This window comes from Plebeiibacterium sediminum (assembly GCF_026013605.1).
GTDB classification, from domain to species: Bacteria; Bacteroidota; Bacteroidia; order Bacteroidales; family Marinilabiliaceae; genus Saccharicrinis; species Saccharicrinis sediminus.
Map to the genome: position 1 here is coordinate 1 of NZ_JAPDPJ010000092.1, position 15,075 is coordinate 15,075.

Consider the following 15,075-nt stretch of genomic DNA (forward strand, 5'->3'; position numbering starts at 1 on the left):
GGCATTTGTAGTATTACTCATTTGTTGGTTTGGAATCAATTACCTTCCGGCAGCGCAAAATAGTGTGCATGTTTATTCGAGTTAAACAATTCACGATGAAATGAGTTTTCTTCCTATTGAATTAAATACCTATGGTTGTAAGAAAGATAAAGAGAAGTATACGCTTTTCTAAATATGTAATATACAGGGAAACTCTAATAGATTACAAAGAGTTTCTATGGTCATTTATTGGTGCGTTTGTCGGTATCGGATTAATCGCATTTATACAAAGCACTCATCTTAGCGAGTTAGAAAATATATTTCTTATCGGTTCATTTGGAGCATCTAGTGTTTTGATATACGGAGCAGTTGAAAGTCCTTTAGCGCAACCACGGAATCTCATTGGGGGACATTTTATTTCTGCAATAATTGGAGTAACCATTTTTAAAATATTACCAGAAATAATATGGATTACAGCACCGTTAGCTGTTGCTACTTCAATAGTTGCAATGCAATTATCAAAAACGCTACATCCTCCCGGCGGAGCTACTGCATTAATTGCAGTTATTGGTACTGAGAAAGTCAAAGCTATCGGATATTTTTATGCAATTTCTCCAGTCTTATCAGGAGCTTTTATCTTATTTCTTGTTGCGTTAGTTTTTAATAACATGACTAAACACAGGACTTATCCAACCAATGGTAGAGTTAGAGGAGTTTTGAGAAAAATTAAATTAAAAATCAGTAACTATAAACCGTTTCGATAATAACATAGCTATTAAAAAAATATAGCCACAACCATTTTTAATGCTATGGTATTTAGTGAAGATATTTACTTGAAAATTCTTATAAAGTAAATCTATATTTTGTTGACGTATTGATTTTTACATCTCTCCATTTACAATATTTACAAAGTTTACATGAAATTGTAAGTGTTGGCTTACATTCTCATATTTCCTGAAATAAATACAATTGACCTACCTTAATTTCTGCTTCACATATTTATTCTATATTTGTGAAAATTTTCTCATGCAATAAATATGCAAAGCGTTGAATTTAAGATAGAAAAGACAATTAAGTCAAAACCTAAAGGTTATCTATTGTTTTCCGATGATTTTAGCCATAGAGGTTCGGCTGAATCAATAAGAAAAGCTTTGCAAAACCTAAAAGAAAAAGGTCTGATAAGGTCTGTTGCTCATGGTATATACGTGCGTCCGATAATAGACAAATATATTGGAGAAGTATTGCCTACCGCCGAGGATGTAGCTAAAGCCATTGCCAGACGCGATAAAATTAAACTCATCTCTACAGGAGCATACGCATTACATGCTTTAGGTTTAAGTACACAAGTACCTTTAAAATTAGTTTTCCTCACCGATGGTGCTCCCCGTATTATTAAGGTCGGAAAAAGAACCATAAAACTAAAAAGAACCACTCCTAAAAACCTTAAAGCAAAAGGTAAAATCAGCTCTTTGGTTATACAGGCTTTGCGTGAAATAGGCAAAGATAAAGCCACTGAGGTGGAACTTCAGAAAATTAATACGCTTTTACAAAAGGAAGACCTCAAATTGTTGCAACACGATATTGCATTAGCCCCGGTGTGGATTAGAGAAATAATGAAACAGGCAATTGATAAATAGATAAAAAACAGAATATGTCAGAAGACAAGTTAGATATAAACAGCAATCTATTTGCAGATATTCAACAGCTAATTGACCATGGTAAACAGCAGGTAGCTCAGGCGGTGAATATTGGAATTACCGCCACATACTGGAACATTGGTAAGCGAATTAAAGAAGATATCCTTGAAAATAAGCGAGCTGATTACGGAAAACAAATTTTGCATGCACTGAGTGCAAAATTAACATTGGAATATGGGTCTGGTTACTCTGCCAAAAATTTAAATAGAATGATGCAATTCTACGAGTCTTTTTCTGATAATCAAATTGTCGCTACACTGTGGCGACAATTGAGTTGGTCTCATTTTAAACTGCTTATTCCTTTAAATACAGACTTAGAACGTGAGTTTTATGCACAGATGTGTCGAATTGAAAACTGGAGCACACGTACCCTGCAAAAGAAAATAGACTCAATGCTGTTTGAACGCACAGCTATCAGTAAAAAGCCCGAAGAACTTGCGAAACTAGAACTTCAAGTATTAAAAGAAAGCGATAAACTCTCTCCGGATTTAGTTTTTAAAGACCATTATGTCCTTGACTTCTTAAACCTAAAAGATACTTATGCAGAGAAAGACCTGGAAGCTGCCATACTTAGGGAGATAGAAAACTTCTTAATTGAATTGGGTTCTGGTTTCACCTTTGTTGCCCGACAAAAACGTATGATAATCGACAATACCGATTTTAATCTTGATTTGTTGTTTTATCACCGGAAATTGAAACGTTTAATAGCTATAGACCTTAAAATCGGGAAATTTAAACCTGCCTATAAAGGACAAATGGAACTGTATTTGCGATATCTTGAAAAACATGATACCGAACCGGATGAAGAACGACCAATAGGCTTAATACTTTGTGCTGAAGGAAACCAGGAACAAATTGAGCTTCTTCAATTGGATAAAGCAAACATAAAGGTTGCCGAATACATAACCCAACATTTACCTAAAGAGCTTTTAGCCAAAAAATTGCATCAATTTACAATTACTGCTAAAAGGCTTATTGAAAAACGAGACAAGGAATAAAATATTTTAGACTGATTTTAAGAAACATACGATATGTCAGAAGACCAGAAGAAATTATTGGAAGCCCAACTTTGGGGCATTGCCAATTTATTAAGAGGCAAGATTAGTGCAGATGATTACCGGGATTATATTCTCGGTTTTATCTTTTATAAGTACCTGAGTGAAAAACAATACTTATATGCCAATGAATTACTTGAAGGAGAAAAGATAACCGATTATATAAAAGTAACTGATACCGAAACCTTAGAAGCTATAAAAGAGGAATCGCTTTTGAAACTAGGTTACTTTTTAAAACCTAAAGAGTTATTTTCTGAACTGGCTAAAAAAGGGAATGCTGATACCGAAAGTGAAAGCAACTATATTATAGAAGACTTGCAAGCCGTAATGAATCACATTGAACAAAGTACAATGGGAACTGAATCAGAGGACGATTTCACGGCTTTATTCGAAGATTTGGATTTAACGTCAACAAAGATAGGAAGAACTGTTGGAGCAAGAAATGAAATTATAGTTAAAATATTGAATCATCTCGACAAAATTGATTTTAAACTACAGGATGTTGATTCTGATGTATTGGGAGATGCTTACGAATATTTAATTGCAAAATTTGCTGCCGGAGCCGGAAAATCAGCAGGAGAATTTTATACACCCCAACAAGTATCTAAAATACTGGCAAAGATTGTTACCAGTGGAAAGAAGAAGTTAAAATCGGTTTATGACCCTACATGTGGTTCGGGTTCTTTGTTGTTGCGTGTTGCTAAAGAGGTTGAAGTTGTTGACGAATACTACGGGCAGGAACTTAACCGTACTACATTTAATCTTGCTCGCATGAATATGATTTTGCACGATGTTCATTACCGCAATTTCGATATTCGCCAGGAAGATACTTTAGAAAACCCACAACATCTCGACAAGCGTTTTGAGGCTGTGGTTGCTAATCCCCCATTCTCAGCTCATTGGAAAAGCGATGAAAATCCATTGAACAGCACCGATGAACGTTTTAGTCAATACGGTAAATTGGCACCAAAAACTAAAGCTGATTATGCCTTTGTTACCCACATGGTTCACCAATTGGCCGATAACGGAACAATGGCAACAGTATTACCTCACGGAGTTTTGTTTCGTGGTGCAGCTGAAGGTGTTATTCGTAGATATTTAATTGAAGACCGCAATTATCTTGATGCTGTAATAGGCTTACCTGCCAATATTTTCTACGGAACATCTATACCAACCTGTATTTTGGTATTTAAAAAGTGCCGTGAAGTTGATGACAATGTAGTATTTATTGATGCCAGTGGCGATGACCACTTTATTAAAGTTGGTAATCAAAATGAATTGAGAGATTGCGATGTTGAGAAAATTGTAACCACATATCGAAATCGTGAAGCCATTGATAAGTACTCCTACCTTGCGTCTTTAGAAGAAATTGCAGAGAACGATTATAACCTAAACATTCCTCGCTATGTTGATACATTTGAAGAGGAAGAACCTGTGGATATTAATGCGGTAATGCAGGAAATTAAAACACTGGAAGCCAAACGCTCAGAACTGGACGTTGAAATTAACGGCTATTTTCAGGAATTAGGATTGAGTTTTTTTTAATCTAACTGAATCCCTAATGTTATTTAATTAAGAAAGAAAATAGTTGAAATGAAAGAAAATAGAAAAAATACACTCAATGTTCCAAATTTGAGATTCCCGGAGTTTGACTCAAATTGGGAAGAAAAATATTTATCTGAATTGATGACGTTTAAAAATGGGTTAAATGCGTCAAAAGATGATTACGGAAGTGGTTATAAGTTTATTAATGTACTTGATATTATCAATAATGACTTTATAAAGCATGACTGTATTATCGGTTCTGTTAATGTAAAAGAGGCAGATTTTCAAAAAAATATTGTAGAATATGGAGATATATTATTTCAACGAAGTTCAGAAACCAGAGAGGAAGTAGGTCAAGCCAATGTTTACCTTGACGAAGAAACACCTTCAACTTTTGGCGGATTTGTGATTCGAGGAAAGAAAAAGGCAGATTACAATCCTATTTTTTTGAATTATCTTTTAAAAACGGCTTCTGCAAGGAAAGAGATTACATCAAAAAGCGGTGGAAGTACACGCTATAATGTGGGACAAGAAACATTAAGCTCAGTAAAAATAACTACAACTATTATTGAAGAACAAAATAAAATAGCCTCATTACTTTCTAAAATTGAAGCCAGAATTTCTACTCAAAACAAAATCATTGAGGATTATAAATTGCTAAAAAAAGGGATGATTCAGAAAATATTTAATCAGGAAATTAGGTTCAAAGAAAAAAATGGCAATTATTTCCCTGCGTGGGAGGAGAAAAAAATAGGAGAAGTATTTGAAGTCACTAGAGGTTATGTTTTAGCAGTAACTAAAATGACACAAAGTTCAGATACGGAATATAAATATCCTGTTTATTCATCTCAAACAAAGAATAATGGGTTAACAGGTTATTACAATGAATATTTATATGAAAATGCAATTACTTGGACAACTGATGGAGCAAACGCAGGGGATGTAAAATACAGAGAAGGTAAATTTTATTGTACAAATGTTTCAGGTGTACTTCTGTGTAAAAAAGGAAATGCTAATCCTTGTGTTGCGGAGTTATTAAACTCTGTGACACATAAATATGTTTCTTATGTTGGTAATCCTAAATTAATGAATGGGGTAATGGCTAATATAAAAATTCTATTACCATCCATTCCTGAACAACAAAAAATATCTTCAGTACTGTCAGCCTATGACAAAAAGATGGGAATAGAATCAGAATATTTGGATAAACTAAAATCTCAAAAACAATATTTACTACAAAACCTGTTCGTTTAAACAAACAGGTTTTGTAATAGGTGTTTTTTCTGCTGCTTGTATTGTGCCAAAATCTGCTTTTCTTTCTCAAGTTTCTCATCAAGATTTGAAAGAAAACAGGCTATTTTAGTTTGTTCCTCAATGCAGGGCTGTTTTATTTTTTCATTACCGTAATCTCTAAAATAAATATGCGGTATCGTACTACCAGTTATATATTTTTCAAAACTTATCGTTTTGAGAAGTAGATATAGGAAGTACATATTATTATTGTTCTTCGGTTTTATTTTGTCGAGTGTGCCTAATACTGATGATTTTGCCTCACATATCAATGTTCGTCCAGCTCCTGCACCATCTTTAACAATTGAGATGTACGCTTCTTCTTCTTGATAAAAATTTACATTCTGCAAAAAGCCTGTAGCACCGTAAATTTTGTATTCTCCGGAGTTTGATTCTAAGGAATTTGCGGAAATGTTAGATGTCCCTTTCTCGCATAAGTCTTTTAGTTTTTTATCCTCCCAATCCGGATAATTTTCTCCACTATTATTTTTTAACCTTAATTGTTGAGAGAAAATCTGCTGCATCATACCTTTCATTAAGGATTCTTGATGTTCAATGATTTTGTTTTGGGTTTGAATACGTTTATCGATTACAACAAGAAAGTTCGCTAGCTTAATTTGCTCAGAAAGTGAGGGTGTTTTGATTTTTAGAGACTTAATTAATCCAGCACTTAGATTTTGCTGCCCTCCATCATTAGCTAAATTTCTAATTTTCTCATAATCTTTAGCTAAGTAGTTAAAAACAAAATCGACATGAAATTTATTTTTAATTTTCAATGCAGCACAAGCTTGATTTGTTGAGGCTTCTACATCAAGAATACCAACCTTTCCTCTTGTTTTACCTTGCCCATACATTGCCATTAGTATAGTGCTTTTTGGAAAAAGCTTGGCTGATGAATTACTCAGACCATCCTCTGTAATAAATTCCTCTGCCGTCTTTATTCTATTAAAATCAATTAAGCTTGTTGTAATCCATGGAATATTGCCATTCCAATAATTTGGTTTAGTTCGACTTGGAGTTCCTCCAGATGAAACAGTAGCTATTTCTTCTATTTTTTTCGCTTCCCATTCATCCTCAAACTCTGGGAATCTCAAATTTGGAACATTGAGGAATAAAGAATATAAAATACTCTAATGGCTTCCTTTGCACTTTTAATTTTAAAAAGTGTATATGAAAAATCAGAAGAAAATCTCAGCAATCAGCCAATTATGGTTGGCTGACAAAAAACAGTATGTGAAAAAATCAACCATCTCAGCTTACATGTTGTTGGTAAAAAATCACTTGCAGCCGTCTTTTGGTAATAACTACCAAATAAGCGAAGAGGAAGTACAAGCATTTGTCTTCAAGAAATTAGATGAAGGATTAAGCAAAAAAACAATAATGGATATACTTATTGTTTTGAAAATGATTCTCAAGTATGGAGCAAAACAAAACCTGTTACAGTACGAACCGTTTGAAATTCGATATCCTACAGACCAAAAAGGTCAGCAATTGGAGGTTTTCACCAGAACAGACCAAAAGAAAATAATGAACTACGTTCAGGAGCATTTTACTTTCCGGAATTTAGGAATTTATTTATGCCTAACGACAGGATTGCGAATTGGTGAAGTTTGCGCCCTTACCTGGGAAGATATAAATACAGAAACAGGATTGATAAGTGTCAACAAAACAATTCAGCGTATTTACACTATGGAAAACAATATTGGCAAAACAGAGCTTATTATCGACAGTCCTAAGACCAAAAACTCAGTTCGTGAGATACCGATGAACCGGGAGTTACTGCGGATGTTGAAATCCGTAAAAAAGATAGTCAATGCATCCTTTTTCGTATTAACAAACGAAATTAAGAGTACAGAACCTCGCACCTACCGTAATTATTACAAAAGCTTTGTGGATAATCTTGGTGTACCACATTTGAAATTTCATAGTTTACGCCACACCTTTGCCACACGCTGCATCGAAAGCAATTGCGACTATAAAACGGTAAGTGTATTATTGGGTCACTCAAATATTAGTACAACCTTAAACCTCTATGTTCATCCAAATGCAGAACAGAAGAAAAAGGCAATAAACCAAATGTTTAAGTCATTGAATTAATAAGGCTAAAGGCTTGATTAAAACAAAAAAGCAATGAGGATACTTATTTCTTATTTGTTATAGCTATTTTTGACATTTAGCTATAGAATTAAATGAAATATGTCTACTCAACCTGAACAGATACTCGAAAATAACCTTGTTGCACAGTTACAAAAGTTAGGATATAAAAATATTGTTATTAATGATGAGAATGATTTACTGGCTAATCTGAAATCACAGCTCGAAGTTCATAATAAAGTTTCATTGTCTGCGCAGGACTTCAAACAAATTCTCAACTTTATAAATAAAGGTAATATATTTGAGCGAGCTAAAATTTTAAGAGACCGGGTTCCCTACGTCAACGATAATGGCGAGCATAAAACGATAGAGTTAATCAATCAAATTCATTGGTGTCAAAATCAATTCCAGGTTACACAACAAGTAACCATGGAGGGAAACTATAAGAATCGATACGATGTTACAATTCTCATAAATGGTTTGCCGTTGGTTCAGATTGAATTAAAACGAAGGGGACTTGAGTTAAAGGAGGCATTCAATCAAACCAATCGTTATGAAAGGCATTCATATTGGGCTGGTCATGGCTTATTTCAGTTTATTCAAATTTTTGTAATCAGCAACGGGGTTAATACAAAGTATTATGCCAATAGTCCGGTAAAAGCCAGGTCATTTAAACAAACATTTTATTGGAGTGATGTAAATAATAAACTCATTACGCAACTTGTTGATTTCACCAATGTTTTCTTAGAGCCTTGCCATATCTCAAAGATGATTACTAAATATATTGTAATTCATGAATCGGACAAGATATTAATGGTTTTACGCCCTTATCAGTTTTATGCAGTAGAAGCCATTGTTGAACGAGTTGAAACAACCAGGAAGTTTGGCTACATATGGCATACAACAGGTTCCGGAAAAACGCTTACATCGTTTAAAACAGCTCAAATACTTACAAACTATCCAAAAGTACACAAGGTTGTTTTTGTGGTTGACCGTAAAGACCTCGACTACCAAACCACCAAAGAGTTTAATGCATTTAGCAAAGGGAGTATTGATGGAACAAACAACACCAACACCCTGGTAAAACAAATGACAGGTGATAACAAACTGATTGTAACCACAATTCAGAAGCTAAACACCGCCATTAGCAAGAAAAGGTATTTGGCTCAAATGGAAACTCAAAGCGACAAGCGTATTGTTTTCATTTTTGATGAGTGTCACCGTTCTCAATTCGGTAAAACACACGATGACATTAAGAATTTCTTTACTAAATGCCAAATGTTTGGTTTCACCGGCACACCTATTTTCGAAGAAAATGCAGGGACTAATGAGTTTGGGAAACGGACAACTAAAATGTTGTTTGAGAAAAAACTGCATCAATATGTAATTACCGATGCCATTAGAGACGAGAATGTTCTAAAATTTTCAGTTGAGTACATCAGTACTTTCAAAAAGAAAGATAATATTTTAGATATTGAGGTTGAAGCTATTGACGAAGCAGAGGTAATGAATGCACCCATCCGTCTTAACAATATAGTGGATTACATTATTGCAAATCATAATAGAAAAACTCATAATAAAGAGTTTACAAGTATTCTTGCTGTATCAAGTATCGACCCCAAAACAGGTTTTAGTCCCGTAGTTGAATACTATAAGTTATTTCAACAAAAGAAAGAACAAGGGCTTCATAATCTAAAAGTAGCAACAATCTTTTCATATCAAGCCAATGAAGATGACAAAGATGCTGTAGGCAATTTTATAGATGAAGAGTTTGCTTTTGAGTCTGACCAACTAATGAATATAGCAGCTGAACCACAAGCTGCATATAATACTCAACATTCAAGAGACTATCTTGAAGAGTTTATAGGAAACTATAATAAGGAGTTTGGTACGAATTTCACTACAAAAGACAGTAAAAGCTTTTATAATTACTATAATGATGTTGCTAAGCGAGTAAAACACAAGCAGATTGATATATTACTGGTGGTAAATATGTTTTTAACTGGGTTCGATAGCAAAACGTTAAATACCTTATATGTAGATAAAAATTTGAAATATCACGGTTTAATTCAAGCCTATTCCAGAACAAACCGCATTTTAAATGAGTTAAAATCACAAGGTAACATTGTTTGCTTTAGAAATTTAAAAGGTGCTACCGACAAAGCAATTTCTTTATTTTCAAACATCAATGCTAAGGATGAAATTATAATGCAGCCATACGAAGAGTATGTTGCCAAATTCAACCAGGCATTTGATGAATTATTAAAAATAGCCCCAACCGTTGATAGCGTAAACGATTTGATTGATGAAGAACAGGAGCTTGAGTTTATAAGAGCATTCCGTGAGTTGATGCGTTTAAGAAATGTACTTGTTACATTCACTGAGTTTACTTTTGATGATTTATCAATGGAAGAGCAAGGTTTTGAGGATTATAAAAGCAAATATCTTGACTTATACGATAAAGCAAAATCGACACACCAAAAAGAAAAGGTTTCTATACTAGGTGATATTGATTTTGAGTTGGAGTTAATTCACCGTGATGAAATAAACGTTGCATATATTTTAAAGCTTCTGGCAAAACTTAAAGATTCCACCGAAGAAGAGCAGGAAAAACAGAAAAAGGCTATTCTTGATTTAATGACCGGAGATGCTCGTATGCGTAGCAAACGTGAATTAATCGAGCGATTTATCCAGGAAAATTTATCATCAATTAAAGATTCTGAAGATATACCTGAAGAATTTGAAAACTACTGGAGCAAAGAAAGAATTGTTGCCATTGAAAAACTTAGTGAAGAAGAGAATCTGGATGCGGAAATGTTACAGGAGGTAATCGGAAACTATATGTTTACCGAGAAAAAGCCGTTACGAGATGATATTATTGGGATGATGAAAAAGAAACCATCCTTAAAAGAAAGAAAGACTATTTCTGAAAGAATCACTGAAAAGATTATTGATTTCGTTGATACATTTATAAGTGGTATTTCAAGAAGTTGATGAAAGTGAGCATTGATGAAATCTGTAGGTGATAATCATTTACTTTTTCTTCCTAAACTTACGTGAATTTCTATCTTTATTGAGCTTCACCAAAAGGTATAATAATTACGATTGTGCCTAAAATTACACATAACACTTAAAATAAGCCTCTAAAGAGGCTTATCGTGTTTATACCTCCTTCGTTTTCTTTGATTTATTGTCTCTTGTTTTGGTTTATTAGCAATAAAACAATATTACTCCAAGCCAAAATATAATTCAGAGAACTGACAAAATAACTACATCCTGATAAAGGAATAACAGCCAGTGAATTTCAAAAAAATGAGGAGGAAATGAATTGATAAGAGACTTGGGAAGATTGACTTGGATTTTACTAAAAACAAGTGCTATATACCAAAAGTAAAGGGAATACATACAAAACATATAAACGTCATAACAGAACAAATGATGGAGGAACAACCAGAAAAACATCTGACATTTTTCAATTAGCTACGGCAGTTTTATATCAAACCCCAGTGCAAATGTTTGGCATTGCACCCAACAATTTAACAGATGTTCCTGCGTTTGAGATTGATTTTATGAAGCATGTACCAACGACATGGAACGAAACTGTTTTCATTGATGGTTATCCCGGTAAATACTGTGTTTTAGCACGTCGTCATAAAGACCAATGGTATGTTGTTGGTGTGAATGCACAAAAAGAGGCAATAAAGTTAAATGTTAATCTTCCGATGTGGGCTGGTAAAGATGTGAAACTATACTCTGACAATAAGAAATCGGAACCACAATTTTCTAAAATAAAAATCAGAAATAGTGGTTCGGTAAATTTGACAATTCAACCTAACGGTGGTGTAATTGTGACCCAATGAATGAATTAGTTTGTAAATAACACCAACAAGATACAGTTTGAGATATTCCACTTAAGGAATATCACATTCAGAAAGCTCATAATACGTAAAAAAAAACAAGGGTTCATAGTTTCTTTCTACCAGATGATATTTTTGGTGAAACGCATGGGAAATTAGATGTTAGGTAAATATATTTACTTGATATCAATAGTGAAGTAAATCTACAAAATGATGAATATCAACCAAGTAAGATTATTGATTTACATTATTTACATAGTTTACATGAAATTTTAAGTGTTAGCTTTCTTTCTCTTGTAACCAGAATTTCTATCTTTATTGTGCTAATTACCAAAAAAGGTAAATACTATGAATTGTGCCTAAAAAATTACATATAACACTTAAAACAAGCCTCTTTCAGAGGCTTTTCGTGTTTATAGACCCTTCGTTTTCTTTGATTTATTATCTCTTATTTTGGTTTATTAGCAATGAAACTACAGTATCCCTATTGAATTTAAAAAAATCACTTCATTTTTTAAAAATTCATCAATTTCTGATAAAATCTTAATGTGATGATAGTCCCAAGAACATATTTAAAACAAGAATTAGTAAAGAAGCTTTATCCAAACAGCATTTCAATTAAGTCGGCTATGCAGCAACTTCGGAATGAAATTGATATATGTCCTACCTTAAAACAAGAAATTTCAGATGCCGGGAGCACAAAATGCCATTATTACAACAAACAGCAGCTTCTATTAATCCTGGAACATTTTAGTATAACCATTGAAGAGTTGGAGCAACTATGAAATATTTTAAAGGAATAGCCGATGTACCTCAAGCCAAATTGCGTTACAGAGAACTGGCAAAGCAACTGCATCCGGATGCTGGAGGAACAGCCAGTGAATTTCAAAAAATGCAAGAAGAATATAATGCCACACTCTTGCATTTGCAAAAGCAGAAAAACACTACTTATAGTCAAACTCAAACATCGTTAGAAGATGAGTTGCTAAAAGATTTGGGGAGATTGGCAAGAATCTTAATAAAAAAGCAAGTGCCACAATCATTCATGAAGCAAAAAATCAGAATGACCGATTCATCCTTGAAAAAAGGTATTCTGGAGGGGGTTGTAAATTTGCTAAATGGGTTGTAAGACTTTTGATAATGAAATTGAAATAAAGTATTTTTGTTTAATTCTAAACAATTATATTATTCAGGATTTCAAGTATTGTGCATAAAAACTTATCAGAGGCAATCGAAGATTATAAAAAGCAGGCAGATATGACCAAAGTTCTGGAAGGTCGTTGGATAGGTATGTTTCTTGAATTAGTTGATTATAAAAATAAGAACGGTCACGCTAATGTTCCTGCTAAATATCCTCTAAATAAAAGTTTGGGTTATTGGGTTCGTCGTCAAAGATTAGTATATCACGAGGGTACAATGGATTTGAAAAGGGAAAATCTTTTGTACATGATAGGCTTTAACTTTCGTTTAATGGCGTTTCATGATTGGGATAACATGTACACCAAGTTGCTTAAATTTCAAAAGCAGTTTGGACATACAAATGTTACAGAAAGCAATAGCGACAGTCAGCTCCAAAACTGGCTTGTATATCAAAGAAAACTATATTGGAAAGGTAAATTGCATCATTCAAAAATAAAGAAGCTAAAATCGGCTGGAGTTGAAATGAAAAATAAAACTATCAATCGATGGGAAGAAATGTTTGATGAATTAGTACTGTTTAAAAAAGAACACGGTCATTTATTAGTATGTAGTTCCTATGGTGCAAAAAATGAACTTGTAAACTTTATGAAAGTTCTTAGACGGACAAAAGATACAATGTCCAAAGAAAGGAAAGAAAAACTTAATGATTTAGGTTTTAATTGGAATCCACAGCAATCTGTTACTGCTTTATTGAACAAAGAAAGAGCTAACGAACAATGGTTAATTCGTTACGAAGAGTTGAAAGAATATAAACAACAATTTGGTACCTGCTATATTGTCACTACAAGCAAAAACTACAAATCATTAGCAAATTGGGTATCTATCCAACGTACTCATATCTCCAAATTGTCAAAAGAAAGAATTTCACTTCTTAATGAGATTGATTTTTTCAAGGATAATCAGCAAGAAATTAAACGCTGAAATTTTCTATATTGTTTGTTGGTTACACCAGTATGTAACCACATTAAAAATAACTTTCATCAATCAAAATTAACCTTCAATGTAAAATAATCACTATAATATGGTGTAACATATATGTAACCACATGATATTTTACTCAATATAAATATAGGTTCAATGTATTGTTATACAACATCATACACTTGAATCATACATAATAACAAGCGGCACCCAATCAGCTCCAACGGTGGCGTTTTCTTCAATTCCTGCTAATTTGTTTTCATCGGTTTCGGGATAAGAACGTTTTTGCGTATTTGCCTCGATAGCTGCTTCCTGTTCTACCGATATGGTAGTTGGCTTATTCTGAATATTGGTATTCCAATCAGCTCCGGCAGTAGCACCTTCCTCAATCCCTGCAAGTTTTTCTGCATCTGCTTGTGGGTAGCTACTCTTTTTGTTGTTGTTCTCTATTGCCGTTGCTTGTTCTGCACTAATGGTTGTTGGTTTATTTTGCAGTTCCTCAAAATTTGAAGTCAGGTTCATATCGTTTTCCAATTGCGAAAGCTTTGTTGGAATGGCAATATTGATATTTCCGTCAGGGTCGGTTACAAAACCACCGTGTACCTCGATACCTCCATTGGGCATATACACAGGACTTTTCTCTGAAATGAGCAAATCTTCTACATTCCCGGCAATTATCAATCCTCCACTAATTTGCTGAACAATGGTTTTTGGTCTGTATTCCGGAGCGGATTTTGAACGTGCAATATTGATGAATGAACCAACCGAAGCCCTGTCAAGTATCGTGTCCTGAATATCCCTGTTCATCTTGAAATAGGTATCTGAAAACACAATCTTGTTGTAGCCTCTATCAAATACACACGATTGATTGACCTTTGCCTCAAAACAACAATCGTCAATGTTGGTGGTACTGTTTAGGAAAGCAATTGCACCGCTTCCGGCATCAGTATATTCAAACCGTATATCTGCAAAATTGATAGCACTATTGTAAATCTCAATAGCCTTATCGCTTTGGAAAATTACAGGCTTAACGTATGTTCCAACCACACCATCCACCTTATTGCTCAATGAGCAGATGTTGATTTGGTAGGAGAAATCACGAAGAACCAGGAACGTTCCCAAATCGTTGATGTAAGTACCATCTTCAAACATGATGCTGATACTCGCACTTTTGTTGGTATGGTATTTTAATGCTTTGGGCAGGGAATCAAACAGCCTTTGAAGCTTTGAAAACGGAGTTCCCGAAGGAATTATAATCGCTTTGCGTTCAACATCGTATTCAAAACCTGTTATTTGTTGGTCTTTGCTCATGTCAAACACACCCTGAAAAACTTTGTATTGCTCGTGTTCCATACCCAAATAAGCGTACTGGCCATCCGAAGCCCATTCGCCTTTTTTCAATAACGGTGGGGTTGTTCCCCTAAACATTTTTATCGT

At 34.0% G+C, this 15,075-nt stretch carries 13 protein-coding genes; 11 read left to right on the forward strand and 2 right to left on the reverse strand.

The window, feature by feature from the left end:
* Positions 1 to 131 precede the first annotated feature (131 nt).
* The 5 genes from OM075_RS22445 (at position 132) to OM075_RS22465 (ending at position 5,530) form a co-directional block, all read left to right on the forward strand.
* On the forward strand, positions 132 to 743 hold the full coding sequence (locus OM075_RS22445; RefSeq protein WP_212219774.1) for an HPP family protein: 612 nt from the start codon (positions 132 to 134) through the stop codon (positions 741 to 743).
* Between the two features lie 273 nt (positions 744 to 1,016).
* Entirely contained in the window at positions 1,017 to 1,616 is a 600-nt protein-coding gene (locus OM075_RS22450; protein ID WP_301192802.1) for a DUF6088 family protein, read from the forward strand.
* Positions 1,617 to 1,630: 14 nt separating this feature from the next.
* A complete protein-coding gene (locus OM075_RS22455) occupies positions 1,631 to 2,674 on the forward strand; it encodes a PDDEXK nuclease domain-containing protein (RefSeq protein ID WP_301192803.1) in 1,044 nt (347 codons plus the stop codon).
* A 33-nt stretch (positions 2,675 to 2,707) separates the two neighbouring features.
* Positions 2,708 to 4,276 carry a type I restriction-modification system subunit M gene (locus OM075_RS22460; RefSeq protein ID WP_301192804.1) on the forward strand — a complete coding sequence of 523 codons (1,569 nt, stop codon included), beginning with the start codon at positions 2,708 to 2,710 and terminating at the stop codon, positions 4,274 to 4,276.
* A 48-nt stretch (positions 4,277 to 4,324) separates the two neighbouring features.
* Positions 4,325 to 5,530, forward strand: coding sequence for a restriction endonuclease subunit S (locus tag OM075_RS22465; protein WP_301192805.1), 1,206 nt, complete (start codon positions 4,325 to 4,327; stop codon positions 5,528 to 5,530).
* On the opposite strand, the gene OM075_RS22470 is transcribed toward OM075_RS22465, so the two are convergent.
* Entirely contained in the window at positions 5,527 to 6,660 is a 1,134-nt protein-coding gene (locus OM075_RS22470; RefSeq protein WP_301192806.1) for a restriction endonuclease subunit S, read from the reverse strand. The two genes, OM075_RS22465 and OM075_RS22470, sit on opposite strands and share 4 nt — an antisense overlap.
* A 76-nt stretch (positions 6,661 to 6,736) precedes the next feature.
* Here OM075_RS22470 and OM075_RS22475 point away from each other — a divergent pair, with 76 nt between their 5' ends.
* From OM075_RS22475 to OM075_RS22500, 6 genes are all read left to right on the forward strand, one after another.
* On the forward strand, positions 6,737 to 7,663 hold the full coding sequence (locus tag OM075_RS22475) for a tyrosine-type recombinase/integrase (protein ID WP_301192807.1): 927 nt from the start codon (positions 6,737 to 6,739) through the stop codon (positions 7,661 to 7,663).
* Between the two features lie 99 nt (positions 7,664 to 7,762).
* Positions 7,763 to 10,654: a type I restriction endonuclease subunit R gene (locus OM075_RS22480; RefSeq protein WP_301192808.1), complete on the forward strand. Its 2,892-nt coding sequence runs from the start codon at positions 7,763 to 7,765 to the stop codon at positions 10,652 to 10,654.
* A 380-nt stretch (positions 10,655 to 11,034) separates the two neighbouring features.
* On the forward strand, positions 11,035 to 11,520 hold the full coding sequence (locus tag OM075_RS22485; RefSeq protein ID WP_301192809.1) for a glycoside hydrolase family 97 C-terminal domain-containing protein: 486 nt from the start codon (positions 11,035 to 11,037) through the stop codon (positions 11,518 to 11,520).
* Positions 11,521 to 12,068: 548 nt separating this feature from the next.
* The gene (locus OM075_RS22490) at positions 12,069 to 12,302 is read left to right on the forward strand and encodes a DUF4248 domain-containing protein (RefSeq protein ID WP_301192810.1); all 234 of its coding nucleotides are present in this window, start codon (positions 12,069 to 12,071) and stop codon (positions 12,300 to 12,302) included.
* Complete coding sequence (locus OM075_RS22495) at positions 12,299 to 12,646, forward strand: molecular chaperone DnaJ (RefSeq protein ID WP_301192811.1); 348 nt, start codon at positions 12,299 to 12,301, stop codon at positions 12,644 to 12,646. Before OM075_RS22490 ends, OM075_RS22495 begins: the two co-directional genes overlap by 4 nt.
* 128 nt (positions 12,647 to 12,774) lie before the next feature.
* A complete protein-coding gene (locus OM075_RS22500) occupies positions 12,775 to 13,638 on the forward strand; it encodes a helicase associated domain-containing protein (protein ID WP_301192812.1) in 864 nt (287 codons plus the stop codon).
* A 174-nt stretch (positions 13,639 to 13,812) separates the two neighbouring features.
* On the opposite strand, the gene OM075_RS22505 is transcribed toward OM075_RS22500, so the two are convergent.
* Positions 13,813 to 15,075: hypothetical protein (locus tag OM075_RS22505; protein ID WP_301192813.1), on the reverse strand; the 1,263-nt coding region annotated here is incomplete at its 5' end.

Bases quoted from the DNA above. Each gene is read 5' to 3' on its own strand.
- OM075_RS22445 (WP_212219774.1), top strand. From the start codon at position 132: ATGGTTGTAAGAAAGATAAAGAGAAGTATACGCTTTTCTAAATATGTA.
- OM075_RS22450 (WP_301192802.1), top strand. From the start codon at position 1,017: ATGCAAAGCGTTGAATTTAAGATAGAAAAGACAATTAAGTCAAAACCT.
- OM075_RS22455 (WP_301192803.1), top strand. From the start codon at position 1,631: ATGTCAGAAGACAAGTTAGATATAAACAGCAATCTATTTGCAGATATT.
- OM075_RS22460 (WP_301192804.1), top strand. From the start codon at position 2,708: ATGTCAGAAGACCAGAAGAAATTATTGGAAGCCCAACTTTGGGGCATT.
- OM075_RS22465 (WP_301192805.1), top strand. From the start codon at position 4,325: ATGAAAGAAAATAGAAAAAATACACTCAATGTTCCAAATTTGAGATTC.
- OM075_RS22475 (WP_301192807.1), top strand. From the start codon at position 6,737: ATGAAAAATCAGAAGAAAATCTCAGCAATCAGCCAATTATGGTTGGCT.
- OM075_RS22480 (WP_301192808.1), top strand. From the start codon at position 7,763: ATGTCTACTCAACCTGAACAGATACTCGAAAATAACCTTGTTGCACAG.
- OM075_RS22490 (WP_301192810.1), top strand. From the start codon at position 12,069: ATGATAGTCCCAAGAACATATTTAAAACAAGAATTAGTAAAGAAGCTT.
- OM075_RS22495 (WP_301192811.1), top strand. From the start codon at position 12,299: ATGAAATATTTTAAAGGAATAGCCGATGTACCTCAAGCCAAATTGCGT.
- OM075_RS22500 (WP_301192812.1), top strand. From the start codon at position 12,775: ATGACCAAAGTTCTGGAAGGTCGTTGGATAGGTATGTTTCTTGAATTA.